We start from the raw sequence: 25,032 nt of genomic DNA on the forward strand, positions 1-25,032 counted from the left end.
GCGAACGGATTAATCGATCAGTCCACTAGCTGACCGAAGCTTCATCTAAAAGGCTCGCTTACCGACACAAGGTAAACGGGCCTTTTACGTTGCACTCTCGAGTTTCGGACGGGGTTATCATGATTTTTTGCGTAGGCAGAGTGGTTTATGTCCAGCGACAAAGTTGAAGTGACTATCACCTATTGCAGTCAGTGCCAGTGGCTGTTGCGCGCGGCCTGGCTGGCCCAGGAACTGCTGTCGACCTTCGCCGATGATCTTGGCAAGGTCAGCCTGCAGCCTGGCAGCGGTGGGGTGTTTCGCGTCACCTGTGACGGCGTGCAGATATGGGAACGCAAGGCCGACGGTGGTTTTCCCGAAGCCAAGGTGCTCAAGCAGCGCTTGCGCGACTTGATCGATCCGGCGCGGGATCTTGGCCACAATGATCGTTCAGTCGACACCTGACCGTTCGTACGGCAGCGCTTTGCTGGATTGATTGGCATTCTGGCAATCCTGGCAATCCTGGCAATCCTGGTAACTCAATACACTCAGCCACGCTGGGCCGTGACAAATACGCGAGCCTCATTTGGCTGATCGTTCGGTCAGCTTTTATGTTTTTGGCCTTGTTCTCAAGCTGCCTCGGCGCTAGGGTTGCCAGCCCTGTAGGCTAGTTGCGACGATGTTGGAATTTTAGTGAAAGCCACGCATGAAACCTCTTTTCAATTGTATTTTCGACCGCTGCGGACCGACGCAAATTGAACGCGCCGTCTAGAGCCCTGCTATTGCTGGCACTGGTGGTCGCGGCGATCAATCTGCGCCCCGGTATCACCTCTCTGGCGCCGCTTATCGAGCGGATTGCCGATGAGTTGGCGTTGAGCCGGAGCCTGATCAGCCTGACCACGGCATTGCCGGTACTGTGCATGGGATTGCTGGCACCTTTTGCACCGCGTCTGGCTCTGCGTCTAGGGCTGGAACGCACCATCGCCTTGTGCATGGGGGTGATCACCGCCGCCTTGCTGATGCGCCTGGCTGGCCAGTCCAGTGTTGTGCTGATTGCCAGTGCGGTGCTGCTCGGTGCCGCCATTGCGATTGCCGGGCCATTGCTGTCGGGGTTTATCAAGCGCCACTTCGTTGGGCAGATGGGCACCGTGGTCGGCTGGTATTCCCTGAGCATGGCTGTAGGCGGCGCGGCTGGTGCCGTGCTGACGGCGCCGGCCACGCAACTGTTCGGCGACAGTTGGCCGCAGGGGCTGGCGGTCTGGGCCTTGCCTGCGATGTTGGGGCTGCTGTTATGGCTGTGCCTGCCCAATCGGGCGGAGTCTGCGGAAGCCGCCGAAGCCGACAGCGGTTTGCCCTGGAATCAACCGCGGGCCTGGTTGATCAGCTGCTTTTTCGCGATTCAGGCCGGGCTGTTCTATGCCCTGGCAACCTGGGCGGTGGCGCGTTACCACGAGGCAGGCTTGACCCTGCCGCACAGCAATGCGCTGTTCAGTATTTCGATGCTGATGGGCATGCCCAGTGCCTTCCTGTTGCCCTGGCTGGCCCAGCGTTTCGGCAATCGTTATGCCTTGTTGGTCGCCTGTGGCGTGGTCTCGTCTGTCAGCTTGGCGATGATCACCTTCGTGCCGACTTTCGCGCCGGAATTCTGGGCGGTCAGCATCGGCTTCGGTCTCGGCGGCTCATTTGCTTTGTCCCTGGTGCTGCCGTTGTACGAGGCGGGCTCGCCGCTGGCGGTCAGTCGCTGGACTGCGATGATGCTCTGCATGGGCTACAGCATCGCGTGTCTGACGCCGGTTCTGACTGGTCTGGCGCGCGATCTTGCCGGTCACTATCAATTGCCGTTCATGGTGCTGACCAGCCTGGCGCTGTTGATGACGGCGCTGGCCTGGGTCATGCGTCGCGGCCCGCGTCTTTCCTGACCCGGCGAGTGTGAGTCGGCCGGCAAAATGACAAAATTCCCCAGCAGTTCCTTTCTCGGCAATCGGCGCTGTGTTAGAAGGCAGCCTTGATTTTCTGGAGTGCCCGTGTGGAGTCTGAATCCATCGTTTATGGCTGCATTCGCGACTGGCCGTCCGATAGTCCGGCACAGAGCCGTCTGCGCCGTGAGATCAACCACCAGGTGCTGGGTGAGTTGCCGGCTGATGAGGCCTGGCCATTTCTCGGGCGCGAGATGTTTGCCTTCTGCCAGCAGCCCGAAGAAGGCCTGTACCAGACGCAGGTGATTCACTTCGGCGCCAGTTACCGCGCGGTCGAGTACGAGTGGAGTCTGTGGGTCGAGCGGTTCGAGACACTGCTCAAACGCCTGTATTGGGCCAGCGCCGTGGTGCATCTGGAAACCGAACTGAGCGGCACTCATACTTTCCGCTGGGAGTCGGACAACGCGGGTCACAGCCCTCAGGAAGGCGAGTTACGGGTGCGCTGCGCCTGGGAGCGCGAAGGCGGCTTGCGCGGCTGAATGCCGGGTTGCCGCCTACCTATGCGTTCAGGGTTTAGGTTGGCGATACAGGTCGATCAGTACCTGGTCGAGAATCGATGACGCGCCCCAGGGCCGCTGATCATTGAGAATCGCCACCACCGCCCAACTGTTGCCATTGCTGTCGCGGCTGTAGCCGGCGATGGCACGGACATTGTTCAGGGTGCCGGTCTTGATATGTGCCTCGCCGGCCAGGGCGGTGCGGTGCAGGCGTTTGCGCATGGTGCCGTCCATGGCTACCAGCGGTAGGGAGCTGATGAATTCGGCGGCATAGGGGCTTTTCCAGGCAGCCTGAAGCAGTTGTGCCATTTCACGTGCGCTGACGCGCTCGTCACGCGACAGGCCGGAGCCGTTCTCGATTACCAGGTGCGGGGCAGTAAGGCCCTTGCGCGCCAGCCAGCTGCGGATCACCCGCTGGGCGGCCTTGGCGTCGTCGCCGTCGGCCTCATTGCGAAACTGCGCGCCGAGGCTCAGAAACAGTTGACGGGCCATGGTGTTGTTACTGTATTTGTTGATGTCGCGGATGATCTCCACCAGATCCGGGGAGAAAGCGCGAGCAAGCAAGCGGGCATCTTTCGGTACCTCGGCGAGGCGGTCCTTGCCGAGGATCTTGCCGCCCAGCTCCTGCCAGATGGCCCGTACGGTGCCGGCCGCATAGCCGGGATGGTCGAGCAGCGACAGATAGGTCTGGGCCTTACAGCCCTCTGCAAGTTTGCCGGTGACTATCACGGTAGTACCGTCGAACTGTTTCACCGGGTTGTAGCGCACATCCGGCCAGCCTGGACATTTGCCTGCCGGCAAGGCCTTGACCTGATTGTCGATGCGGATCTCGGCAATCGGTGGCTCGACCGCGATATGCACCTTGCCGCCGTCGGTACGCGCGACGAAGCGCACTGCCTTGAGGTTGACCAGCAAGGCGTCGGGGGTGACCAGATAAGGTTTGTTGGTGTCGCCACCGTCATCGTTGAAGGTCGGCAGCGCGGGCTGGTTGAAGTGGCTGCGATCAAGTACCAGGTCGCCGCTTATCTGGTGCACGCCGTTGGCGCGCAGGTCGCGCAGCAGCAGCCAGAGGCGCTCCATGTTCAGCTTGGGGTCGCCACCGCCTTTGAGGAACAGGTTGCCGTGCAGCACGCCGTCTTTCAGCGGGCCGTCGGTGTAGAACTCGGTTTTCCACTGGTGCGTCGGGCCGAGCAGTTCCAGCGCGGCAAAAGTGGTCACCAGCTTCATGGTCGAGGCCGGATTGATCGACACGTCGGCGTTGAAGAAGGTGCTGTTGCCAGGACCGGTAAGCGGCAGGGTGACCACCGACAGCGATTGGGTACTGATCTTGCTGGCTTTCAGCGATTGCTCAACCTTGGGCGACAGGCCGCTGTTGACGGCAGCCTGCAAGGGTAGGGCGAGCGGTAGGAGCAAGCCGGCGATAACCAGCGTGCGCAAGGTGTTGATCATGGGTAGATACCCTCCAGTTGAGGGTTGGTGGTCACGAATGACATGTACGGAAGGTCTCGTCGAGGTTTTGCGAATTGCCGCACATTATGCCCGAGGGCCGGGATGCTGCGCTGCTCCATGATCGGCGTCAATGCTTTGCTCCGGTGCAGCGCCTGTCGCCTGGCAGGCAGCGAGGCGGGCAATTCGCACGGCAAGCTGCTAAAGTGCCGCGCGTTATCACTTTTGAGGATTGTTCCATGGCTACTAACCGTTCCCGCCGTCTGCGCAAAAAACTCTGCGTGGATGAATTCCAGGAGCTGGGTTTTGAGCTGAACCTGAACTTCAAAGACGATCTGGCCGAAGAGGCCATTGATGCATTCCTTGATCAGTTTCTGCGTGACGCCATGACCGCCAATGGTCTTGGTTATGTCGGCGGCGATGACTATGGTCTGGTATGTCTGGCCCAGCGTGGCTCGGTCAGCGAAGAACAGCGTACCCAGGTCGAAGCTTGGTTGAAAGGTCGTGATGAGCTGGTCGACATTACTGTCAGCCCGCTGATGGATGTCTGGTATCCAGAAAGCACCATCAATACTCCGGCCTGACGTTCGCCGGCTGGGCATGCAACATGCCCAGCCGTTGCTTCACCGTCCATGCAGGACCTCGCGTTCCACCCCTCTCTCCTGCAAGACCCTCTACTTCGGCAAAAAGATACCAAACCCAGTGGGCGCCTTGTCTAGCAGTCCGGCTTTGCTCAGTACCGTGCGGTCATCCACCTCATCGATCTGTTGCGCCGCATGAAGCGTTCGGCGTAGCGCCGATAAATTTCTGCGCGCACGAACAAGCCAAACAGTTGCGGGGCAATGCGCGCGTTCTTGCACATGGTCGCCATGATGAGCAGTGACTGCCGAGAGCAGCGTGGCCTTTTTTTGTACGGATGGTCCGCAGCAGTCAACGCTTCGAAAATATCGGCTATTGCCATCATTCGTGCCGGTCGGTTATCTGCTCGCGGTGCAGGCGTTTCGGACAGTGTTGTTATCGATTTTGTCGTGGTGACCTTGCCGCAGTCATGCAGCCAGGCGGCAATATGCAACACTTCCGATTTATCATCGCTGGCCGGGGCCATCGGCGTAGGGGGCTCGGCATCGATGGCGCCGACGATCAGTTGGACAAGGAGTCGAGCAGCTGTTTGCGCCCATCCAGCAGGCGCTGGCTTTCAATACACTGCGCTGCTACTCCAGACACCGCCTCGACGAACGCCACGCACTCGGGGCTTTGCATGGCTCGGTCGGCTGGCTCGCCACGGTCGCAGTGCAGCAGCACCAGGACGCCCAGCCTGTCGCCCTGAGGGTTATGCAGACCGGTGGCAACCAGGTGCACGCGCGGGCTGTCGAGGGTCAGCAGCAGGCTTCGGTAGTCGTCGGCCTGGTCGAAGCCCAGCGAGACGATGCGGCTTTTGTCGCCGTTGGCTGGTTGCTGCAGCCAGCTGGGCAATTGGCTGGCGGCCTTGGCGTAGCCACGAATGCCATGCTTGTCGAGGCTGTGCTGCGCGCCGTCGAGCAATAGACCATAAGGCTCCAGACGCCCGCTGTCGGCATCGAGCAAGTAAATCAGGCCGCCGTGGGCCGCGCTGATGGCCACGGTTTCCTGCAGGATTCGCTCAAGCAGAGTCTCTAAGCGGGTTTCGGCGCAGAGGCTGGCGGAGACCTCGAGGAAGCTGGCAATGGTCTCTTTCATCCGCGCCATGGATTTAGCCAGTTGATCCACTTCCAGTACCAGCGAGTGACCGCTGGAAGGGTGGTCGAAGTCGAAACGACGGATGGCCTCGGCCTCTAACACCAAGGCGCGCAGGGGTTTGGCCATAATGCGCGAAGCCAGCCAGCCCAAGGGTAGGCACAGCAGCAAGGCGGTCAGCGTGATCAGTGCGCCTTGCCAGCGGATGCGGTAGGCGTCGGCCAGCAGTTCGTCTTCCGGCACCAGTAGCGCTAGGTACAGACCTTGCGGTCCACCTTCCTGGATATGGCTGCGAGAGACGACCCAGCGTCGTTCGCTCAACTCCAGAACGCCCTGATGCGGGGCGTCCAGGCCATCGGCCAGGAGGGTCGCGAGCTCCGGGCTGAGGTCTCGGGCCGGGGTCAGGTACGCTTTGCCGTTATGCATCAGCAGCAGGCGCGTGCTGTCTGGATAGGCCACGGTATTGCCCTTGGCGTCGAACAGGATGACTTGGCTGTTAGCCGTCACCTGGTGCTGGGCCAGGGTTGTGGAAAGGTCGGAAAGCGTCAGGTCTGCGGCCAGAACGCTGGTCGGCCCGGCACGCCGAGTCAAGGTTGTGCCGACTTGCTGGGTGGAAAAGAACACATAAGGCGCGGTGGTGATCTGCTCCGCATGGCTGCTGGCGCTCAGGTACCAACTGCGGCTGCGTGGATCGAAGGCTTCGAGGGGGCGTTGCTGCTGGCTGATGAGGTTCAGCGCGTCATCGAAGAACAGGTAATGGACCTCGACCCCGGTTGCGCTGCGGTCGATCGACCAGACCTGATAGGTCGCCTGCTCGGGTGCCGCCAGGAGCTGCTTCACCGTCTCGCTGCGCAGTGGCCGCAGCATGAAAAAATCGCCGTCCGCATAGCCGAGGTAGAGCGAGGCCAGTTTGGGGTTGTCACGCAGGGCCTGGGCCAAAGGTTCAAGCAGCGCCAGGCGACCCTGAAGATCGGTCGCCTGGGTGTCGCGATTGAGCACCAGCATGCTGAGCAGGTGGTTGATGGGTAGGTAGGTGTGGCGCAGATCTTTCTGCACATCCTGTTGGATGCGCTCGAACAGCTTGGCGCTGCTGGAGAAGATGATCTGTGAGTTCTGCTGGTAGTTGAACAGTCCCAGTACTATGCCGATCAGCAATAACAGCAAGGTGAACAACACGCTGATATGTACGTGCAGGGGGAAGCGACGGTCGTGGGGCCTGGCAATCCTCAGCATCGCGCGTCTCTCCGTGAAGTGCGCTACGGACCCAGGAAGCATAGTGATGGGTCCGCAGGCTTGCCTACTAAATGCTATTAATTATAAGAAAACATCTGCTTAGAGCTGCTATTCGTCCGCCGGCGGGATGCCCGACTCAAGGTGCTCACCGCGGCGTGGCAACGCGCTTCGCGTGTTTGCCCAGTAACTGACTCAGGCCGTGCATGAGCAGCGCGACGAACAGCACCAGTACCACGCCAAACAGGGCGTTGAGCAAGCGCACCTCGGCAAGCTGCCAATCTTGCGCGAGGCTTTCGGCCAGCAAGACGAAGCAGACGGTGGTGTGCAGTACGAATAAGCCATAGTGGTTGGCCTGTATGGCACGGCTGATGGCGATCAGCGGCAGCAGGGTGGCGACCATCAGCGGCGGGTCCTGCAAGCTATGCCCGAGCAGAATCAATAACCCTGCCGCAGCCAGGCTGGCCAAGCTCGATTGCAGGGCGCGTACCAGGCTGCCCTGGAATTCCAGCTGCAGTGTGGTGACCACGGTCAAGGTCAACCAGTAGCCGCGTTGCAATTCAGCCAGGTTGACGACCAGACCGGCGAGCGAGAAGGCCAGGGTGCAGGCCAGCGCATGCAGGCGCCACTGCTGGCGCGGCAGGCGTTTGGCGTGGCGTTTGAGTACTTTGAGGAGGCTGACGAAGCGTGGCATGTATGGCCACATGCGCAGGCCATGCATACCGCGCAGGCCAAACGCCAGGAGCATCACCCAGAGCCCGCCGAGGATGAACAGCATGGCGATGGCGAGCGGTTTATCCAGGTTGCCCAGGCCTTGCTGACCTTGGCCCAGGCACAAACAGACGGCCAGGCCTATGCCGAGTTTGCCGGCTTCGCTGCCAAAGCGTTGTAGCCAGGCGAGCAAGAAGCCGAAGGCACCGAATAGGCCGAGACTGATCAGCGGGTCGCTGGCCGCCCAGAAACCCAGGCCGGCACTGCCGGCACCGAGGCCAATGAGCATCAACATGCGCAGCATGCCGAGGCGGTGCAGGGGGTTGGCCTGGGCGGCCTGAAAGGCGCCAACCGATGCCCAGAGAAAGCCCGGGTGGGCACTGAACAAACCCAGCAGCAGGGGCAGGGCGCAACCGAAGCCGGCGACCATCGCCGGCCCCCAGGCCGGCGGTCCGGCATGCCAGCTGAAGGTTTTGCGCAGGACACTTTTCATGAATTACACCGGACTCGAGCGCCCCGTCATTTCACGGGCCATTTCAGTAGCGTAGCTGTCGGTCATGCCGGCGATAAAGTCGATCATGCGCAGAAACGAGGTATACAGCGATCCGTGCGGATCGGGCGCATTGTTGCCGAGCAAGTCGAGGATGCGCCGGTGTTTGAACGATGGCGTGCGTCCGCCGTGCTGCTCCAGTGCGGCGCCACAAAAGGCATTGAGGAGAATTTCCAGGGTGGTGTAGGCGCCGATCTCGTGCAAGGTCTTGCGCTTGTCCTGGAATATTTTTTCCCGCGCCATGTCCTTGGCGCTCTGCACGCAGCGTTTGGCGGTGCCGTGCATATGCTCGACCAGATCGCCTTGCAGGGTGCCGGCCAGCAGGGCGTCCTGTTGCTCGACGAAGGCATGGGCAGCGGCATTGGTCAGGTGTTCGATGGCCTTGCCGCGCAGGATCGCCAATTTGCGCCGTTTGGAGTCTTGCGGGCCAAGCTGGCGATAGGTTTCCGGCAGGTCGTCACCGACCAGGTCGAGCAGCAGCGCCTCGACTTCGCTGTAATCGAGCAACTCCATCTCCAGGCCATCTTCCAGGTCGATCAGGCCATAGCAGATGTCGTCTGCCGCCTCCATCAGATAGACCAGCGGATGGCGCGCCCAGCGCTGTTCTTCCAGTTGCGGCAGGCCGAGTTTTTGGGCGATCTGTTCGAGCAGTGGCAGTTCGCTCTGGTAACAGCCGAATTTGTGCTTCTTGTAGCCGAGCGCTTCGGCGTGACGCGCGGTCCAGGGGTATTTCAGGTAAGTGCCGAGGGTCGCATAGGTCAGCCGAGTACCGCCGTCGAACTGGTGGTATTCCAACTGGGTGAGCACGCGAAAACCCTGGGCGTTGCCTTCGAAACTGAGAAAGTCGCCACGCTCGGCCGCACTCATCGCATCCAGCCAACCGCGCCCTGCGGCCTGCTGAAACCAGTGGCGAATCGCATCCTCGCCAGAATGGCCGAATGGCGGGTTGCCGATGTCATGGGCCAGGCATGCCGACTGCACGACCATGCCCAGGTCGCTTGGCTCACACCAGGCGGGCAGTTCAGGGCGAATCATCTCGCCGACGCGCATGCCCAGCGAGCGTCCGACGCAGCTGACTTCCAGCGAGTGGGTCAGGCGCGTGTGGATATGGTCGTTGCTCGACACCGGGTGCACCTGGGTCTTGCGTCCCAGGCGGCGAAATGCGCCGGAGAAAATGATCCGATCATGATCTTTATGAAAGGGCGTGCGGCCCAATTCATCGGCGCTGTGCGTCGGTTTGCCGAGTCGTTCGCGATTGAGCAGTGTTTGCCAGTCCAAGGCCAGTCCTCGCCATTCAGTGGCTGATGTCTCTAGCTTCGGGGTTGCCGAGCTTTCCTGCAAGTATCCAGGCTGCTCGTGTCGCAAGGCACGGCATGCGGGCATTACTGTGGCGTCGCTCAATTTGGCTTCGAGTGGCGAAAGGTGGGGGGCGTTGCTAAGGTCAAATCTAGGTGCGAATGGAGGCATCCTGCCAGCTGGGGCTTGTTACGCGAAAGCGTGTCTCTGCCCATCTGCATCTCCCGCAACAGCGAATATAGGGTGATCCACCGAAGCAGGCCGTTAGCGTTCGCTTAAACGGTTTTTTCTCATAATGGAGGATGTATGAATAATGCAATCGTCTTGGTCGCTCGGCTGCTGCTGGCTCATATTTTTCTGTTAGCCGGATTCAGCAAGATCACCGGTTATGCCGGTACTCAGGGGTATATGGAGAGCGTGGGCATACCCGGCGCGCTGTTGCCGCTGGTGATAGCTTTGGAAATCGGCGGCAGTCTTGCACTGATCTTCGGTTTTCTCACCCGCTGGGCGGCGCTGGCGCTGTCAGCTTTCTGTATTGCGTCCGCGTTGATTTTTCATAATAACTTTGCCGAACAGACGCAAATGATCATGTTCATGAAGAACCTCGCCATGGCTGGCGGATTGCTTCTGCTTTACGTGCAAGGTGCGGGCGCCTTCAGCGTCGATGCCCAGCGCGGTAAGTAGTCGCGCTGTCCCAATGACCTGTTGCATAGGGGGCGGATTAATCCGCGAAAACCCTGAGGCGGCGATAAAACTTCGCGGATAAATCCGCTTGTATGTTGTACCTGTCGGGGAGATGGCGCGACTAACGTCAGCGTGGCCTGATCCGCTCGACCAGTACGCTGCCGTCATGCATCAGGCGACCACGCACCTGCACGTAGTCGCCGGCTTGGGGCGAATGTTCACTGCGCGTCTTGGCGTTGATCTTGAGCGGCAGCGTATCCAGCCGCCAGTTGGCACCGAGCGTGCCTTGCAGGCGTACCTTGGCTCCGCTTGGCAGCGGTGCGGGTTTGCCCTGCGCATCGCGTGCACCTTGATCGATCCAGTCGACGATCAGGGCAATTTCCGTCTCGTCGAGAAAGGGTGGGCCATCGTATGGCATGCGTGGTCGTGCCTGCCCGCGGATACGCCGCACCAACTCGCTGGCGTCTGCCGAGCCGGGCACGACCCGCGCGCGGTCGTCGTAAGCCAGGGTCGTCGCATAGGAGGACAGCAGATAGCCCTCGGGCGCTGCCCCCATCAAGCCATGAGACGAATGGCACTTGGTGCAGCGTCGGGCGAAAATTGCTTCCACATGGCTGTAGTTCAGCGTCGTGCCAAGTGTGGCTGCAGGCGCCGCGCCAGGGTTGGGCATTGCGTCTGTTGCGCGTGGCTCGACCGCGGGCTTGAGTCCCGCGGCAATCCAGCGTTCAAACAGCTCGATTTCGGTGTCGCTGAGAAATGGCGGGCCAGTCAGTGGCATGCGTGGTTGGCTGATGCCTTTGAGACGCTTGATCAGCTCGCTGCCGGTTGGATCGCCGGTCTGCACGACAGGGCCACGTTGGCTGCCCTTGAGCAGCTGGGCAAGGCTATCGAGGCGTAAGTCCAGCGGCGGCTGTGGCCCTGCATGGCAGAGCACGCAACGACGTTGCAGGATCGGTGCGATATCGTTGAAGGTCGGTTCTGCAGCGCTGCCCTGTAGGCCGGCGAGCAGGGCTGGCATCAGGGCAATCGCAAGCTTGCGGAGGAGATGATCAGGCATGGAGAACCACGTCTCAGGGTTGCCTCTCGGTCTTTCAAGCCTAGCTGGTGCCCGTTGCGGGCGGAAAATTTCAGCGTGCAAAGCTGCAGTAGCGATCGCCGGTAAGCATGTCTGCGCTTACAGCGGCTATAAGCCTGCAGCCGGTTTTCTCGGCTATCTGCGTCAGGGCTTTGACCACTTCGCCGCTTGGGCCCGCCAGGCGGCTGCCTGGCGCAGGTGCGTATCCAGCTTGAGAATGTCCGGCGGTAAGGCCAGCAGCCGATCGAGTTGCGAATAACCAGCAGCGCAGTCATCGATGGCGATGCGCGCATCGGCTTCACGGGAACGCGCCACCACGCCGGGAAAACGCTGGCTGGCGCCGCCCAGTCCGGTAATCTCGAAGACGTTGCGCGATGGGTCGATGCCGCTGCGCTGCAACTGCTTCAAGCTGGGTAGCGGCTGGGCGGGACGCAGTTGGCGAGATATTCAGGCTAAGGAACCAGCCAATGGAGCTCCATGCAAGCGCGCCAGGGCCTGTTCGCGGCAGCGAGAGGTTTTCGCAGCGCTGCGCAGTGACCCGGCCGAGTGCAGGGGGCCAGTGGCGGTGTCGATAAAAGGTTGGAAAGAGGGCGAGCGGTTGACCGTCGAACACCGGGCACTTCCTTCGCTTATGGGCAGGCAGAAAAACGCCGCGAAGTGCGGCGTTATGGTTCAGCTAGGAAAGATCGAGTGGCACGCTTATGGGGCTTTTGCCTCGTTGTCAGTGCCTCGCGGCGGGTTGCGCCTGAGCAGCGGGAAGGCGACCAGGGCGATGCGCAGCCAGCGCCGCCAGTTGCCGCGGCGTATACCCAGCGTTGCCAGCAGTAGGGCGCCACCGGCGACCCAAAGGGGTGCATTGCTGTTGCCCAGCTCTTCACGCCAATGGCTGCTGAAATACTGCGCCTGGCGTAGCGGTTGCAGGATCACCAGGGTTTCGTGGCGCAGTTCCTGGCGATGCATTTCCAGGCGCAGGCGCAGCATGGCTTTGCGTAACTCGCTGCGCGAGGCCTTGGCGGGCAGTTCAGGTAGGCTCATGGCAGCAGTTGCTCGCGGTCACGGGCCAGTTCTTCGAGGCTGGCACTGAACGGTGGAGGGGCATTGCGCAGGTGTGTCAGCAGGCGTAGCAGGCAAATCAGCAGGCCCAGGGAATAAGCCGAGCACAGAAAGATGATCACGGCTAGCCGATGGCTATCCCAGAAACTGATCAGCAGCGCAGCGGACAAGCCAATCACCAGGAGCAGGCCAAACACCAGACTCAGGCTGGTCAGTACCAACAGACGAAGTGTATGGCTTTGCTGTTCTTTAAGCTCTTCGCCAAACAGTGCGATATGGCCATGTAATAAACCCAGCAGGGCACCGGCAAAGCGTCGCGGAGAGGCGCCGCGGCTGGGTGTGGAGGGAGGTGTGGCGTCCATGTCTTCTCTCATTAGCGCCGCGTGATCAGCATGCCCAGCAGCAAACCGATAGCGGCGGCCACGCCCAGAGTCTGCCAGGGATGGGTCTGCACATAACCCTCGGTTGCCTGGACTGCAGCCTTGCCGCGATCACGTAGCGAGTCTTCGGCATTGTGCAAGGTGGAGCGGGCGCGGCCGAGGCTGGTGCGGATCTGTTCGCGCAGCTCTTCGGCTTGCTCACCAACCAGACTGGCCGAATGTTGCAGCAGTTTTTCAGTGTCGCTAACCAGTGCCTGAAATTCGTTGAGCAGTTCGTCCTGGCTTGTTGCGCTGGCGTTTTTACGAGGCATCGGGTCTCTCCTTGAGCGGTTCTGTTCAGTGTAAGAGGTTCGAGTGTTGTGCGGGGGTTGGGTTCCTTCTTCATATTGCCAGGCGGTTTCAGCTGCTGACCGATCATGCACTGGTACAACGCTTGCATTGTGCTGGTGCGCGCCCTTGGCTGAGCGCTCTTTTATGGGGCTTGCCAAGGGTCGGCCTGGACGCCATGGTGCATTGATAAGTCATTAATAAGTATAGATTAAGTGCATTTTGTGCAGTTTTGATCGGGACTATTTTGGTGCCCTGTATGGCTGTACTACATGAAGTGGGTCGCTTGTTATGCTGCTAGATGGTGCGTATGCACTTATAAGCGACCCGCTTTGGTGCGTCTTCCCTAACCATGGAGTTTTCTTCGCTGATGGAAAACATCAATAGTGCTGTGGAAACCCTGATTCACGGCTCCAATACCCTGTTTATCCTGCTTGGTGCGGTCATGGTGCTGGCCATGCACGCCGGCTTCGCCTTTCTCGAGGTGGGTACGGTTCGCCAGAAAAATCAGGTCAACGCCTTGTCGAAGATAATCTCCGACTTCGCCGTGTCGGCCCTAGCCTATTTCTTTATAGGCTATTGGATTGCCTATGGCGTGACTTTCCTCGAGCCGGCGAGCGTGCTGACCGAAGACAACGGTTATGCCCTGGTCAAGTTCTTCTTCTTGATGACGTTCGCCGCAGCGATCCCGGCGATCATCTCCGGTGGTATCGCCGAGCGCGCCAGGTTCGGTCCGCAACTGTGCGCCACCATTCTGATCGTGGCTTTCGTCTATCCGTTCTTCGAAGGCGTGATCTGGAACGGCAACTACGGCGTTCAGGCTTGGCTCGAGGCGCAGTTCGGCGCGCCTTTCCATGACTTCGCCGGCTCGGTGGTCGTGCATGCAATGGGCGGTTGGCTGGCCCTGGGGGCGGTGTTGTTGCTGGGGCGACGTAATGGGCGTTATCGCGATGGCAAGCTGGTGGCATTCGCGCCGTCGAATATTCCGTTTCTCGCCCTGGGCTCGTGGATCCTGATCATCGGCTGGTTCGGTTTCAACGTGATGAGTGCGCAGACCCTGGGCAGCGTCAGCGGTCTGGTGGCGGTCAATACGCTGATGGCGATGGTCGGCGGCACCGTGGCGGCCTTGCTGGTCGGGCGCAATGACCCGGGTTTTCTGCACAACGGCCCGTTGGCTGGGCTGGTGGCGGTCTGTGCCGGCTCCGATCTGATGCACCCGATCGGCGCCTTGGCCACCGGCGCTATCGCCGGGGCGTTGTTCGTCTGGGCGTTCACCGCGACCCAGGTCAAATGGAAGATCGACGATGTGCTCGGCGTCTGGCCGCTGCACGGCCTGTGCGGCGTGTGGGGCGGGATCGCCTGTGGCATCTTCGGTCAGCAGGCTCTGGGCGGCCTGGGTGGTGTCAGCCTGATCAGCCAATTCGCCGGCACTGCCTTGGGCGTGCTGGTGGCGTTGTCCGGTGGCTTGCTGGTGTATGGCGTGCTCAAGGCGCTGGTCGGCATTCGCTTGAGCCAGGAAGAAGAGTTCATTGGCGCCGACTTGTCGATCCACAAGATCGGCTCGCATACCGAGGACTGATCAAGGCGATCCAAAAGGTTAAAAGCCCGCTCGAATGAGCGGGCTTTTTGTTTTCAGTCAGGGTTACAGCAGCGGGATGCTGTAACTGACGATCAGGCGGTTTTCGTCGAGGTCGCCGCCGGTGGCCGCCGCATTGCTGCGCACCATCGCATTGCGCCAGCGCACACCGAGGTTTTTCAGTGGGCCTTCCTGGACGGTGTAGCTGATGTCCAGGTCGCGTTCCCATTCCTTGCCGTCGCGACCGCCAGCACCGGCGAAGTCTTCACCGGTTACGTAGCGGACGAAGGCTGCCAAGCCGGGTACGCCATAGGAGGCGAAGTTGATGTCGTAGCGCGCCTGCCAGGACTTCTCGTCCTTGCGGGTGAAGTCGAGGATCTGCAGGTAGTTGACGATGTAGGGGTCGGTTTCATTGAGGAAGGGGAAGGCATTGTCGCCGCCGACGTCCTGATAACCCAGGCGGAAGGTGTGCGCCCCCAGGCCGGCCCAGAGGTTGACTGAGGTCAGGTCGTTATCGAGCTTGCCACCGAGCTTCTTGCCATTGTCCTGCGAGTCGAAGTACGCCAGGTTGGCGCCGAGCTTCCAGTCGCCAATCGGTTGTATATGAACCAGGTTGTAAAGCTTCTGGTCATAGATGTCTTGCAACTCGCCGTACCACAGGCCGACCGTGGTATTGCCGCCGTTGAACTTGTAATCGCCGCCGCCGAAGTTGTAGCGGTCGCTTTCACCGCCTACGTTGGTGGCCTTGATGTCCTGACTGTCGGTGGAGTTGCGGAAGTTCACCTCGCGCAACTGGCCGCCGTTAAGCGTCAGGCCGTCGATCTCCTGGGAGGAGATCATGCCGCCGTTGAATACCTGGGGCAGCAGGCGTGAATCGCCAGAGGCGACGATTGGCAGTTTCGGCATCAGGCCACCGACCTTGGCCTCGGTCTTGGACATTTTCACTTTGAGCGCAGCCGTGGCCTCGGAGTACTCGTCCGGGCCTTCGTTGCCAAAGGTGTTGGGCAACAGGTTGGTGCCGGCGCGCTCGTCCGATGAGTCGAGTTTCAGCCCCAGGCCTGCATAGGCGTCCAGACCGAAGCCTACGGTGCCTTCGGTAAAGCCGGACTCGGCTTTGAAGATAAAGCCCTGTGCCCACTCTTCACGTTTGGCTTGCTGCGCTGCAGTGCTATTGCGCAGGTCACGGTTCAAGTAGAAGTTGCGCAGCGTCAGGCTGGCAGTGCTGTCCTTGATGAATTCGGCGTGAGCCAGGGACGGTAGGGTGAGGCTGGCGCCCAGGGTGGCAAATGCCACTGCTTGGGCGAGGCGCGTCTTACTCATTATTATTGTCTCCATGATGGTGTGCGGACCGGCGCATGACCGACCTGTTACGGCATTGCGGAATAAACCACGAGCGGGTCGGGCTAGCCTTTAGACTTTAGTCGGCACGCTTTATTTATCAGTAACTTGCGTGTGACTGCCGAGTCTTGATTGGATAAAGGTCCAGGCGTTCGCGGGTGCGGACATCGTGGGCCAGTAGCGGCGCGTGACCCTGGCGACAGTTGGGGCTGTCTTGAGCGCTTGGAGATTGAGACACTCGCGCCGCTGGTCAGCCAGTACCTACTGCCGGCTCAAGTTTGTCGGCGCGCGGCCGTCAACCGTGTAGATATCCTGCTCTGGTACTTCGTCATGAGTCCCCTGGCCTCGCTCGCATCGTCAGCTTCACGTTCGTCCCTGCTGAACAATCCGACGGCTATACGCAATGCGGCCGACGCACAGCAGACCCTGGCGAATCGCCTGGCCGAGCGTCTCGGTCTGGCGCCGGATGCCTTAAGTGGCAAGCGCGATGCGTTTAGCCCGGAAAAGGTCGCCTCGGTGGTTCTCGGGTTTATCGAGCAGCGCCTGCAGAGGGAAGAGGCCGCCGGCGCCGATCCCGCCAAGCTGCAAGCGTTGATGACTCAGGCGCGCGATGGCGTGGAGAAAGGCTTTGCCGAGGCGCGCAAAATTCTCGATGGCATGGGCGTATTGCAAGGCAAGGTGGCTGCGGATATCGACGACACCCACCAGCGCATTCAGGATGGTCTGGGCGACCTCGGCAAACGCTTCGATCCGGCAGCATTGGAAGCCGCCGGCAATAGCCGGGTCGCGGCCTCCAGCGAACGTACCGCCGCCGTCGCGCAAACCTTCGAGATGGCGGTGACCACCCGCGATGGCGATCGCCTGCGCATCTCTGTCGCCCAGGCGTCGGCCAGCTGGTCGCACACCAGGGCTGTCGCCACCAGCGATGGCAACACTGCGGCGCTGGTCGCCAGCAGTCAGTCCGGCAGTGTGCAGATCGGTGCCTGGCAGGTCAGCGTCGAAGGTGAGTTGGACGACCAGGAACGCGCGGCCCTGGACAAGCTTTTTGCTCAGGTGCAGGACCTTTCCGACAAGTTCTATGCCGGCGATATGGCGGGCGCTTTCGATCGCGCCATGGCGCTGGAGCTGGATGGCGAACAACTGGCCTCGATGTCCCTGCGCCTGACCCAGAGTAGTGTGCGTCAGGCCACCGACACTTATAGTGCCGTCGCCGAGCAGGGCGGTCAGGTGGCCAGTGCGGTCAATACCTCGCTGATTGATTATGCCAAGGGCTTATTAGAGGCGCTACGCAACGTCGACAACCTGTTTGAGGGTGGTCGGAGTGGCTTGCAGGAACTGCTCAAGGGCGGTTTTGCGCTGGACCCACGTCTCGACATGGCGCGCCTGGAAAAAGCCGAGCTGCTTAACAATCGCCTGCTCGATGGCCTGCAAGGCCTGCTCGATCCTGCAGCGGTGCCGGCCGCGACCTGATTGAGATCCGATGGCGCCGCAACCTTACGTCTTCAGGGCGCGGTGCTAGACTGCAAGTCCCTATTATGGAGGCCTGCGGATGCTCCCTGAATGCCAACTGTTCGGCACCCTTGGCTGTCATTTATGTGATGTGGCCGAGGCAATGCTGATGCCTTTCGTCGAACATGGTTTGCTGGTCGAACTGATCGACATCGTCGAGCGCGAAGACTGGGTCGAGCGCTATGCCTTGCGCATCCCCGTATTGCGTCGCTGCGATACCGGGGCCGAACTCAACTGGCCGTTCGAGGCCGAGCAGGTTGTAGAGTTCTTGCGCTGAGTATTTAGTTCCGGCGCTGCTGGTCGATAAGGGTTCCAGTTGTCCTGATTCCGCATGTTCTTCAGTGCGTAGTCCGGATGAAATCCGGGGCACAAGAAAACGATTCATTTGGCTTGAGTGAACACGACTGGATGCGGGTGATTCCTTGGCCACTGCGCTGGGACTATCGCTGAACCGAGTAGGTGGTCAGGTGACTTTTTGTCGGATGGGTTGGGCTGAACTGTTAGGCTCTGAGCATATGCAGAGCTGAATTCGAAACGGAGGGTGGTTGATGAGTGTGGTGCTGGGGGATGCGTTATCGCTGCTGTTGTTCCGTTTGCATAATGGCCGGTTGTTAGGCATTAACCTGCTGAAGGTCAAGGAAATCATTCCTTGCCCGGCATTGACCAAGTTGCCTAATCGCCATCCCCACGTGCGCGGCGTGGCAACCCTGCGCGGCGCATCCTTGATCGTGGTCGACCTGGCGCGGGCAATTGGCTCGCATGGCGAGAGTGACAGCCAGGACGGCTGCCTGATCGTCACCGAACTGAGCCGCTCGCGCCAGGGTCTGCAGGTGCAAAGTGTCGAGCGCATCGTCCAGTGCTCCACCAGCGATGTGCGTCCGCCTCCGGCCGGCAGCGGGACACGTTCCTTTATCACCGGGGTGACCCAGATCGATGGCGCCATCGTGCAGATTCTCGACATCGAGAAAGTCCTGCACGAGATCACCCCGGCACTCCCGGAGGAAGTCGATGAGCAGTTGCTCACGGAGGCCGAGCGCAGACTGCTCAGCGGTCGTCGTGTCCTGGTGGTAGACGACTCCCACGTGGCCTTGCAGCAAACGCTGGCCACGTTGCGCAAGCTTGATCTGGATTGCCAGGCGGTGAGAAGCGCCGCCAGTGCGCTGGACGTGTTGCTTACCCAGCACCAGGCCGGCTTGCCGATCGAAGTCCTGGTCTCGGATATCGAAATGCCGGAGATGGATGGTTACAGCCTGGTCCGGGAAATTCGTCAGCGCAGCGACATCGGCCAGACTTATGTGCTGCTGCACACCTCGCTAGACAGCACCATGAACACCGAAAAAGCTCGCTCGGTCGGCGCTAATGATGTGCTCACCAAGTTTTCTACCGTGGACTTGAGCAAGGCGCTACTGCACGCATTTCAAAGCCTTGCCTGAGGTGTGCTGCGTCTGCGCAAGTAAAACGCACGCTGGTTCTGCCAGGTGCGTTTTTTTATGAGCAGAGCGTTTTCAATGAGCAAAACAAAGCCCGCACGAGGCGGGCTTTGTTTTGCTTGTTTCAGTACCTACACGAAGCAGGATGAAACTGGATTTGGTCGAGAGACACCACCCAAACCTGTTCTGTATATTATTGAAATATAAGGGTTTAGATGTTTTGATTTTTTGCAGGCATACATGTGGGCATACACGGTGCTCGCTGCTGGGGCCGATTTAACGGTTTTTGGGGTGGCGCCTTGCTGCGACTCTCTCCCGTGGGGCAAGTATTTTGAGAGCTGCGATATTCACACCAACTGGTAGACCGGAAGATGGTTCACTCGCGCCTTTTTACGACTCCTCGGTTTTAGCAGCTCCTCCGGCGCTGGTGTCCTTGCTCCGAGCCAGATGCTTTCCAACCAGTCCTCATAGCGCTGCAGGCTATAAACGTAATGGCTGCCGACCTTTTGCCAGACTTCTGATGGTAGCGCGCCGCTGTACCGTCTTTTTTGGATAGCACCTTTTGTGATCCCAAGGCGGGCAGCCATCTCGGTCTCTGTTAAAAAATCAGGGCGGCGCGCGCTCTGATCTTGATCGACCTGATCAGCTAACTCACCGACTGCTGTACTAAGCGCGACCAGGCTCTCTTGAACTTGGTGAAGCAGAACCGCTACTGAGTTTTTTTCATGCATTTTGACCTCACTTGCAGCCGGAGCTGGGGCTCTCGAGCTCTCGCCGCGGGCGCCCCTCCAAGTCTTTCGACGACCACCGAGCGTAGAACCTTGAGCTTGCCGTCTCCGCCAACGACAAAGGCAAAGTGTTCGGACTTAAGCCACCTGGCTTGTGCCGATGGCTTCTTATAGCCAGTGAGCTCGCTCACCTCTTCAGCGCTGAGAAACATGCTATTTCCGTGGTCTGGTTAGGCTGAGGCCTGGGGGCATTCGAGCCCCCAGCGGCTAATACTTGCTTTGCTATTTCACTCTTGAAAGATCCAGAGACCAAGCCTCGGCCACTGCGTTTGCGGATGTAGGCTTGACGCCGGCTAGCTTTAGTCGGGCGTAGACGCGACCAACGACCGGGTGATTGGCCCCGTTGGTCACGAACTGCCAACCCTTGAGCTTGAGCCAGGTGATTTGCTTGGAGGGTAGACGATAGCCGGTGATCGCCTCGATCTCTGGGCCGGTCAGTGTCTCAGAGCATCCCGAGCCCCCAAGCAAATCCACCCGGGCAGTCAGTCGATCAATTGCGGCGCACAGGCTGTCTATGGAACTCAAGGTTTTATCAGCCGAACTGCTTGCAGGTTCTGCACTGCTCATGACAGCCCTCAAGGTTGAGTCGTGAGTATCGGCCTATAGCTAAGCACAGGTGCGTGATGGCAGTATGAGACCAACTTAGACAAGGAGGTCGCTGTGCGTGCCCTAATTGCAATCCTGCTGCTCGCTCCGCACCTGGCTTATGCCGATCCGGGCATTGACCTTGTCCGCGAAGTGATTAGCACCGGCCGCCTTTGCGCTTATGGGAAAGGAACCACGGAGCGCCAGGACTGCTTTGTTCGCGCAGCGCCGGATCGCTGCGAGAAAGAGGCGAGAGCGGGTGTCATGGGTAATGCGATGCTATTCGCGCAGCTCCGCGCCTGCATCATTTCCTGCGGCAATGCCGGGACCTGGTCGTCAACAGTTGGCGAGTGCAGCCGTGATCTAGTCGCTGATGATGCACCGAAGCGTGTCGCCATGCTTGAGGCTCTCGGCTGCTTTGCTGAAGTGAATCGATACGGCACGGGCATGCTTCGCAAAGACTGCACTTCTATCGCTAACGAAGAATAATCCCTTGGGCACCCGCTCCTGGCTCTACTGGATTGACCGGGCGATGGCTGGGGATCGACGGCCATGGCCATGGGCATGGGTTGGCGCTGTCGTTGTCGTTATCGCATGCCTTGCTCTGGCCCTGGCTCTACTGCATTAAGGTCGGCCAGTTCGCTTTCCCAGGAAAGGCAGCGATCAATCGCCACGGCAAGCCGCCCCTTGATCGCGGCCATATCTTCTGCTTCATCAACCAGGCGCTGCAGGTTGCGCAGCGTCCCGAAAACACGTTCTTTGGGGGTCATGTTATCCATGGTTAAGCGTCCTGATATTGAAGCCGGTGATTGGATAGTGGTCGATGGCAGCCACTGCGTTGTGGTCAGTGTGCGCGATGAGGGCAGCTCGCTAGGCGACTGCGAGGTTGTCCTGAATGCATCAAAACCCGCCAACCGTGATGCGCGTTGGAATGGCGAATCGTGGGAGTTTGTCCCAAGCGGCGACTACGGCGGGTATGCCGAGAGATACCCGCGCCTTGCGCCATACGTGCGAATTTTGAAAGGCAACAGATAGCCAGTCCCTCCCGATAATCCCGGCCCAATGCCAGGTTTCCGTCTGCCAGACTCAGTCATCCAGGCCCAGAGTTAGCCGCAACTGCCCACACCAGTGCTCGACCTGGCGCCTCAGGCCCACCTTACGCTATGTCACTGGCAGGCCTGGCAAGTAGGCCTAGCCAGTGACGGCCGAGCCTTTCGCGAGGCGAGCCCTGCGTGAGTCACGTCGTGACACCTCGCGGGGCTTTTTTGTTTCAGTCCCTGGCCACTTGGCAGGGCACTCTTCCTGTGCCTGTTGATCAGCTGTCCACGCCGCAACGTCAAGCCGGCACAGTGGCAGGCCATCAGCTGCAGAGAAATTTGCAGCTGATACGGCTCGCCCCCTTAGTCGCTCATCAGCCGCTTCAGCCGGTCCTCGTAGGTGTCTTCATGCTGTTGGTCGTCCAAGTTGTAGGCCTGGCGCTCAAGCGTAATCATGGTCTTCAGCGTGTCAGACAGCTCCTTAAGCACCTTCGACCGACCGGGCAGGGCGATGACCTTGTGATACAGCTCACTCAGCTTGTCTTGGCCGTTGCCGTCCGGACTGGCTAGCAGCACGCCCAACTGCGCGAACAGCTCCCGGCTGCCTGTCATCCCCTCCAACTCTTCCAGCAGCGCATTGGCTAGGCGCCTCGACCTTGATATGTCGGTGCGGTGATTCATCCTCACGCTAACGATGGCAAGCGCATTGCTCTCGACAATCTCCCGCTCGGTTTCCGCTCCTGCGGTGGAAACCTGAGTGGAAACCTCCTGTTTGGAAACCAGTGCATCGGCCCGGGCTTTGATCTTCGCTTTAAGGTCGCGGTCCCAGCCATCACGCTTGGCGCGCTTGTTGATGGCGGTGTGCGACGTGCTGCGCGCCGATGCAATTTCACGCACCGACAGTAGCCCGGCCCGGTAGTCGCGCTCAATGCTCTCCCAGTCAATGGGCGGCTTGCTGCTCATCCTTCGCCATCCTTGGCCGCCTTCACGGGCACCACTACAGTTCGCGGCGCGTCCAGGCCGTAGCTCCGGCGCTCGAGGGTGATCAGCTCGTGCAGAGCGATCGACAGGTCTTTGATGATGCTGGCACGCCGCGGCAGGCTCATCGCATGCTCTAGCCTCATGCGCAGGGCGGAGGTGGCGCTATCGTCTGCCGCTGGCGATGAGGTAAGCGTACCCATCTGTTCAAGCATGGCGCGCACCTGGTCCAGTGCCCGGCGGATATCGCGGCGGTGCCGCTTCACTGCCTCGCTGAGCGTGGTCAGGTGCTCTAGGTCGGCGCGGGTGCTCTCTTGCCCTGGGCTGTTCATACACGCCTCACGTCGTTGAATGGGGAGCGGCGCAGCTCTGGCCGTAGCGCCTCTGTCCACGACCAGCCGCGGTACCGGCGACGGCGCACGGTTTCCCACTTCAGCCCCATGGCCTCGGCCCACTCGCGAGCGGACTGGGTCACTTCGGTGGTGATGGTCACCTTCGTGCGCTGGGAGCAATACGGTTCTTCTTTCTTCATACGCATGGTGATTTCCCCTATTCCGACTTCAGCTGTACACGCCACTCGCGGTCGCCGGCCTTGGCCACCGTGTAGGCATTGGAGTCGAGCAGCCCGCGCCGTGCTTTATTCGCACCGGGCACGCCCTTGAAGGTCGTCGCCAGGGTCTGCTGCTCCTTCCTGGCCAGGGCTATGGCCTGCGTTGCAGCTGCGCGCGTCGAACCCGTTTCGCGGGCCAGTTGGTCGGCATCGAGTGAGCTGTCAGTGCTTAGGCGTTCACGAATGGTCGGCAGAAGTGAGCGGACTGTCGGTCTGGGCGCGTGGTCGGCGGTGGATTGGGCAGACCCCACTCCGGCCCCGCGGCTAATGATGAGCGGTGGCGGCGCTGCCGATACGTCCCGTGCTGCGGCACGCTGAGCCGTAGCCAAGCCATCAGGACGGAGCAACGCGCCTGCAACAGCCTTGTCCGACTTCGACCTCAGGGTGTCGCGCAGCCCCTTGCCGGTGCGGTTGATAATCTGCGAAAACAGGCTGCCGACTGGCGTACCGGCCAGGGCACTCAGCACCAGGTCGCCACCAATACCGCCGGCATCACCCATCTCGGCCATCCGGCGAGCCGTTGCACTGTTGCCCAGGCTGCGGCCTGCGGTAGTCGAGGCGCCTGTTTCAAAGTCCAGCATGTCATTCCAGCGTTGCCGCGCGGCATCGTCGGGAAGCATGGCCGCGACCTTGCCGCGCATCTCCTGGCTGCGCAGGTACTTGGTCATATCGGCCATCTTCGACGGGTCGTTGCCCATCTTGTTGACGATCGCCGACACCGCTCCGATGCGATAGCCCTCCAGCTCGGCTGGGCTCATGCGTTTCAGGCTTGCAGTCAATTCCTCGGCACTGACGTTGCGACTAAGGACAGAACGACCGCCCTCAACCGCTTCAATGAATTGACTTGGCCCTGCCCAGGCGGCGCGGGCCTCTTTGTAAGTAGGGCTGGCGGCGTCCATCGTGTCGACCAGCTTGGTGCGAATGCCCTTGATCACTCGGGCCTCGCCATAGTCGCCAGAGCGCTCCAGGGTGCCAACCTTGGAGTCGAGAAACTTTTTCACAAAGTCGAGATCCCCAGTCGACGGCACACTGGTGACGGTGAAGCTGCCGTCGTCCTTCAGGTCGAGAAACTTGCCGTAGAGGTCGCGGCCCTCGTTGGCGGCCCGGCGCTCGGCACCGCGGTAGGCTTCCTGCATCACCGGACGCTTGAACAGGTCTTCCAGGTCATGCGACCACGGTACCGGCTCGCGGTAGGCCTGCTCATACAGCGGTCGCGAAGCCTTGGCCCGCTGGTCCATTGCCTCTTCTACAGCCTTGAATGCTGTTCTTCGGCCACCGCCAGTGGCCTTGCCCAAGTCGTCGGCGGCACCGCGGACGGTATCGCGTTCGCTGCGCGTCCACGACAGCGGCGAACCCGCCGAGGGCACCAAGTCGGTGGCGCTGGACGCCTTCGCTGCGGCAGGCTGGGCGGGACTTCCTGCCAATTCCTGCAGGGTGTCGGTAATCCGCTGCGGCTGCGCCTGCTGGCGTTCAGTTAGCGCCGGTATAACCTGAGTGCGGCCGGCGCCTGGGGTTTGGGCCACGCGCTCGAGCAATCCCTGCATGTTCTCGCCGCCAGCATCGGCAGGCATTGCGGCGCCTGGGTAGCGCTGCTGCAGGTCGTCGGATTGGCGGCGGAATTGCTCCAGGGTCATGCCGTCACGTTCTGCCGCCCGCTCGATCTGTTGCACAGCTGACCGGTCGGGCGATGTGAGCAGGCCGGCCGCCGACCTCACTCCGCCCAAGATGACTGGCGCAGCTGCTCCAACCGTCGCACCGAGAGCAGCCCCCTCGGCCGCATTTGGGGCGCGCTCCAGCAGATCACCCTCGGCTGAGCCGAGCCCGTACAGGCCACCATAGCCGGCCCCCACCGCAGAGCCCTCCACGGCTGCCTGCCGCAAGGTTGGCGCGGCCTGGGCGGCGGCTCGCGACACTGGGCCAGCGATAGAATGGCCCGCTGCTGGCAACAGCGAGCTGCCTGCCGTGAGCGCCGCTGGCAGCATACCGCCGGCAATACCACCCGCGATGCTTGCAACTGGGTTTTGCTCGCGGGCCTGGCGATCCAGGGCGCGCTCGCCCTCAACATTCAGGTCGTAGCGCTCGCGCCAGGTGTCGGCATCGTTGCCACTGCCGGCAATCGGGTTGATCGTCGCCGAGAGGGCGCTGCTGATCTCGTCGGCAAAACCGAAGGTCAAACCATCGTTGATGCCGCGCAGCATTGAGCGGCCCGCGCCAATGGGCGGCGGCGCCTGCCTCGACTCATCGACAGCAGGGGCGCTCTGCCAGGC

General features: G+C 60.7%; 27 protein-coding genes and 2 pseudogenes. 10 read left to right on the forward strand and 19 right to left on the reverse strand.

Annotated elements, in window-relative coordinates; translation table 11 throughout:
* The first annotated feature begins 147 nt into the window (after positions 1-147).
* The 3 genes from VCJ09_RS09420 (at position 148) to VCJ09_RS09430 (ending at position 2,431) form a co-directional block, all read left to right on the forward strand.
* On the forward strand, positions 148-441 hold the full coding sequence (locus VCJ09_RS09420; RefSeq protein WP_324734096.1) for a SelT/SelW/SelH family protein: 294 nt from the start codon (positions 148-150) through the stop codon (positions 439-441).
* Between the two features lie 290 nt (positions 442-731).
* Positions 732-1,895, forward strand: a complete 1,164-nt coding sequence (locus VCJ09_RS09425) for an MFS transporter (RefSeq protein WP_324734097.1) — start codon at positions 732-734, stop codon at positions 1,893-1,895.
* Positions 1,896-2,002: 107 nt separating this feature from the next.
* Positions 2,003-2,431, forward strand: a complete 429-nt coding sequence (locus tag VCJ09_RS09430; protein WP_079201591.1) for a hypothetical protein — start codon at positions 2,003-2,005, stop codon at positions 2,429-2,431.
* A gap of 27 nt (positions 2,432-2,458) precedes the next feature.
* On the opposite strand, the gene dacB is transcribed toward VCJ09_RS09430, so the two are convergent.
* Positions 2,459-3,898, reverse strand: coding sequence for a D-alanyl-D-alanine carboxypeptidase/D-alanyl-D-alanine endopeptidase (gene dacB, locus VCJ09_RS09435; protein ID WP_079201592.1), 1,440 nt, complete (start codon positions 3,896-3,898; stop codon positions 2,459-2,461).
* A 236-nt stretch (positions 3,899-4,134) separates the two neighbouring features.
* On the opposite strand from dacB, the gene VCJ09_RS09440 reads away from it, so the two are divergent.
* Positions 4,135-4,479, forward strand: a complete 345-nt coding sequence (locus VCJ09_RS09440) for a YggL family protein (protein ID WP_079201593.1) — start codon at positions 4,135-4,137, stop codon at positions 4,477-4,479.
* A 90-nt stretch (positions 4,480-4,569) separates the two neighbouring features.
* On the opposite strand, the pseudogene VCJ09_RS24960 reads toward VCJ09_RS09440, so the two are convergent.
* From VCJ09_RS24960 to VCJ09_RS09455, 4 genes and pseudogenes are all read right to left on the reverse strand, one after another.
* A pseudogene (locus VCJ09_RS24960) lies at positions 4,570-4,932 on the reverse strand (HD domain-containing phosphohydrolase); the annotation flags it as partial.
* Between the two features lie 103 nt (positions 4,933-5,035).
* Entirely contained in the window at positions 5,036-6,841 is a 1,806-nt protein-coding gene (locus tag VCJ09_RS09445) for a hypothetical protein (protein ID WP_456107306.1), read from the reverse strand.
* Positions 6,842-6,986: 145 nt separating this feature from the next.
* Positions 6,987-8,042, reverse strand: coding sequence for an FUSC family protein (locus VCJ09_RS09450; protein ID WP_324734098.1), 1,056 nt, complete (start codon positions 8,040-8,042; stop codon positions 6,987-6,989).
* Positions 8,043-8,045: 3 nt separating this feature from the next.
* Positions 8,046-9,377 carry a deoxyguanosinetriphosphate triphosphohydrolase gene (locus VCJ09_RS09455; protein ID WP_079201595.1) on the reverse strand — a complete coding sequence of 444 codons (1,332 nt, stop codon included), beginning with the start codon at positions 9,375-9,377 and terminating at the stop codon, positions 8,046-8,048.
* 324 nt (positions 9,378-9,701) lie between these two features.
* Here VCJ09_RS09455 and VCJ09_RS09460 point away from each other — a divergent pair, with 324 nt between their 5' ends.
* On the forward strand, positions 9,702-10,079 hold the full coding sequence (locus tag VCJ09_RS09460; RefSeq protein WP_079201596.1) for a DoxX family protein: 378 nt from the start codon (positions 9,702-9,704) through the stop codon (positions 10,077-10,079).
* 127 nt (positions 10,080-10,206) lie between these two features.
* Here VCJ09_RS09460 and VCJ09_RS09465 read toward each other — a convergent pair whose 3' ends face one another.
* The 5 genes and pseudogenes from VCJ09_RS09465 to VCJ09_RS09485 all read right to left on the reverse strand — a co-directional run bounded on the left by VCJ09_RS09465 (position 10,207) and on the right by VCJ09_RS09485 (position 12,898).
* Positions 10,207-11,136 (reverse strand): c-type cytochrome domain-containing protein, encoded by a 930-nt coding sequence (locus tag VCJ09_RS09465; protein WP_324734099.1) that lies wholly within the window; start codon positions 11,134-11,136, stop codon positions 10,207-10,209.
* A gap of 124 nt (positions 11,137-11,260) precedes the next feature.
* Positions 11,261-11,767: pseudogene (locus VCJ09_RS09470) on the reverse strand (EAL domain-containing protein); the annotation flags it as partial.
* 86 nt (positions 11,768-11,853) lie between these two features.
* Positions 11,854-12,189 carry a hypothetical protein gene (locus VCJ09_RS09475; protein ID WP_324734100.1) on the reverse strand — a complete coding sequence of 112 codons (336 nt, stop codon included), beginning with the start codon at positions 12,187-12,189 and terminating at the stop codon, positions 11,854-11,856.
* Positions 12,186-12,569, reverse strand: coding sequence for a phage holin family protein (locus VCJ09_RS09480; RefSeq protein ID WP_324734101.1), 384 nt, complete (start codon positions 12,567-12,569; stop codon positions 12,186-12,188). Before VCJ09_RS09480 ends, VCJ09_RS09475 begins: the two co-directional genes overlap by 4 nt.
* An 11-nt stretch (positions 12,570-12,580) precedes the next feature.
* The gene (locus VCJ09_RS09485; protein ID WP_079201600.1) at positions 12,581-12,898 is read right to left on the reverse strand and encodes a DUF883 family protein; all 318 of its coding nucleotides are present in this window, start codon (positions 12,896-12,898) and stop codon (positions 12,581-12,583) included.
* Between the two features lie 386 nt (positions 12,899-13,284).
* Here VCJ09_RS09485 and VCJ09_RS09490 point away from each other — a divergent pair, with 386 nt between their 5' ends.
* Positions 13,285-14,493, forward strand: a complete 1,209-nt coding sequence (locus tag VCJ09_RS09490) for an ammonium transporter (RefSeq protein ID WP_324734102.1) — start codon at positions 13,285-13,287, stop codon at positions 14,491-14,493.
* A gap of 63 nt (positions 14,494-14,556) precedes the next feature.
* Here VCJ09_RS09490 and VCJ09_RS09495 read toward each other — a convergent pair whose 3' ends face one another.
* Entirely contained in the window at positions 14,557-15,810 is a 1,254-nt protein-coding gene (locus tag VCJ09_RS09495; protein ID WP_324734103.1) for an OprD family porin, read from the reverse strand.
* 348 nt (positions 15,811-16,158) lie between these two features.
* Here VCJ09_RS09495 and VCJ09_RS09500 point away from each other — a divergent pair, with 348 nt between their 5' ends.
* The 3 genes from VCJ09_RS09500 (at position 16,159) to VCJ09_RS09510 (ending at position 18,770) form a co-directional block, all read left to right on the forward strand.
* Positions 16,159-17,298 carry a DUF5610 domain-containing protein gene (locus tag VCJ09_RS09500; protein ID WP_324734104.1) on the forward strand — a complete coding sequence of 380 codons (1,140 nt, stop codon included), beginning with the start codon at positions 16,159-16,161 and terminating at the stop codon, positions 17,296-17,298.
* 79 nt (positions 17,299-17,377) lie between these two features.
* Entirely contained in the window at positions 17,378-17,614 is a 237-nt protein-coding gene (locus VCJ09_RS09505) for a glutaredoxin family protein (RefSeq protein WP_079201604.1), read from the forward strand.
* 271 nt (positions 17,615-17,885) lie between these two features.
* Positions 17,886-18,770: a chemotaxis protein CheV gene (locus VCJ09_RS09510; RefSeq protein ID WP_324734105.1), complete on the forward strand. Its 885-nt coding sequence runs from the start codon at positions 17,886-17,888 to the stop codon at positions 18,768-18,770.
* 344 nt (positions 18,771-19,114) lie between these two features.
* On the opposite strand, the gene VCJ09_RS09515 is transcribed toward VCJ09_RS09510, so the two are convergent.
* From VCJ09_RS09515 to VCJ09_RS09525, 3 genes are all read right to left on the reverse strand, one after another.
* On the reverse strand, positions 19,115-19,498 hold the full coding sequence (locus VCJ09_RS09515) for a hypothetical protein (RefSeq protein ID WP_324734106.1): 384 nt from the start codon (positions 19,496-19,498) through the stop codon (positions 19,115-19,117).
* Positions 19,477-19,707 carry a DUF4224 domain-containing protein gene (locus VCJ09_RS09520; RefSeq protein ID WP_324734107.1) on the reverse strand — a complete coding sequence of 77 codons (231 nt, stop codon included), beginning with the start codon at positions 19,705-19,707 and terminating at the stop codon, positions 19,477-19,479. The genes VCJ09_RS09515 and VCJ09_RS09520 overlap by 22 nt, the downstream gene beginning before the upstream one ends.
* A 70-nt stretch (positions 19,708-19,777) precedes the next feature.
* Positions 19,778-20,023, reverse strand: coding sequence for a DUF4224 domain-containing protein (locus VCJ09_RS09525; RefSeq protein ID WP_324734634.1), 246 nt, complete (start codon positions 20,021-20,023; stop codon positions 19,778-19,780).
* 192 nt (positions 20,024-20,215) lie between these two features.
* Here VCJ09_RS09525 and VCJ09_RS09530 point away from each other — a divergent pair, with 192 nt between their 5' ends.
* Positions 20,216-20,629: a hypothetical protein gene (locus tag VCJ09_RS09530; protein ID WP_324734108.1), complete on the forward strand. Its 414-nt coding sequence runs from the start codon at positions 20,216-20,218 to the stop codon at positions 20,627-20,629.
* Positions 20,630-20,727: 98 nt separating this feature from the next.
* Here VCJ09_RS09530 and VCJ09_RS09535 read toward each other — a convergent pair whose 3' ends face one another.
* The 5 genes from VCJ09_RS09535 to VCJ09_RS09555 form a co-directional block, all read right to left on the reverse strand.
* Complete coding sequence (locus VCJ09_RS09535) at positions 20,728-20,919, reverse strand: hypothetical protein (protein WP_324734109.1); 192 nt, start codon at positions 20,917-20,919, stop codon at positions 20,728-20,730.
* Positions 20,920-21,540: 621 nt separating this feature from the next.
* Complete coding sequence (locus tag VCJ09_RS09540; protein ID WP_324734110.1) at positions 21,541-22,140, reverse strand: hypothetical protein; 600 nt, start codon at positions 22,138-22,140, stop codon at positions 21,541-21,543.
* Positions 22,137-22,487 carry a hypothetical protein gene (locus tag VCJ09_RS09545; protein ID WP_324734111.1) on the reverse strand — a complete coding sequence of 117 codons (351 nt, stop codon included), beginning with the start codon at positions 22,485-22,487 and terminating at the stop codon, positions 22,137-22,139. The genes VCJ09_RS09540 and VCJ09_RS09545 overlap by 4 nt, the downstream gene beginning before the upstream one ends.
* On the reverse strand, positions 22,484-22,693 hold the full coding sequence (locus VCJ09_RS09550) for a hypothetical protein (RefSeq protein ID WP_324734112.1): 210 nt from the start codon (positions 22,691-22,693) through the stop codon (positions 22,484-22,486). Before VCJ09_RS09550 ends, VCJ09_RS09545 begins: the two co-directional genes overlap by 4 nt.
* Positions 22,694-22,704: 11 nt before the next feature.
* Positions 22,705-24,963, reverse strand: a complete 2,259-nt coding sequence (locus VCJ09_RS09555; RefSeq protein ID WP_324734113.1) for a hypothetical protein — start codon at positions 24,961-24,963, stop codon at positions 22,705-22,707.
* Between the last annotated feature and the right edge of the window lie 69 nt (positions 24,964-25,032).

The organism is Pseudomonas paeninsulae (assembly GCF_035621475.1).
In the GTDB taxonomy this organism is placed as follows: domain Bacteria; phylum Pseudomonadota; class Gammaproteobacteria; order Pseudomonadales; family Pseudomonadaceae; genus Aquipseudomonas; species Aquipseudomonas paeninsulae.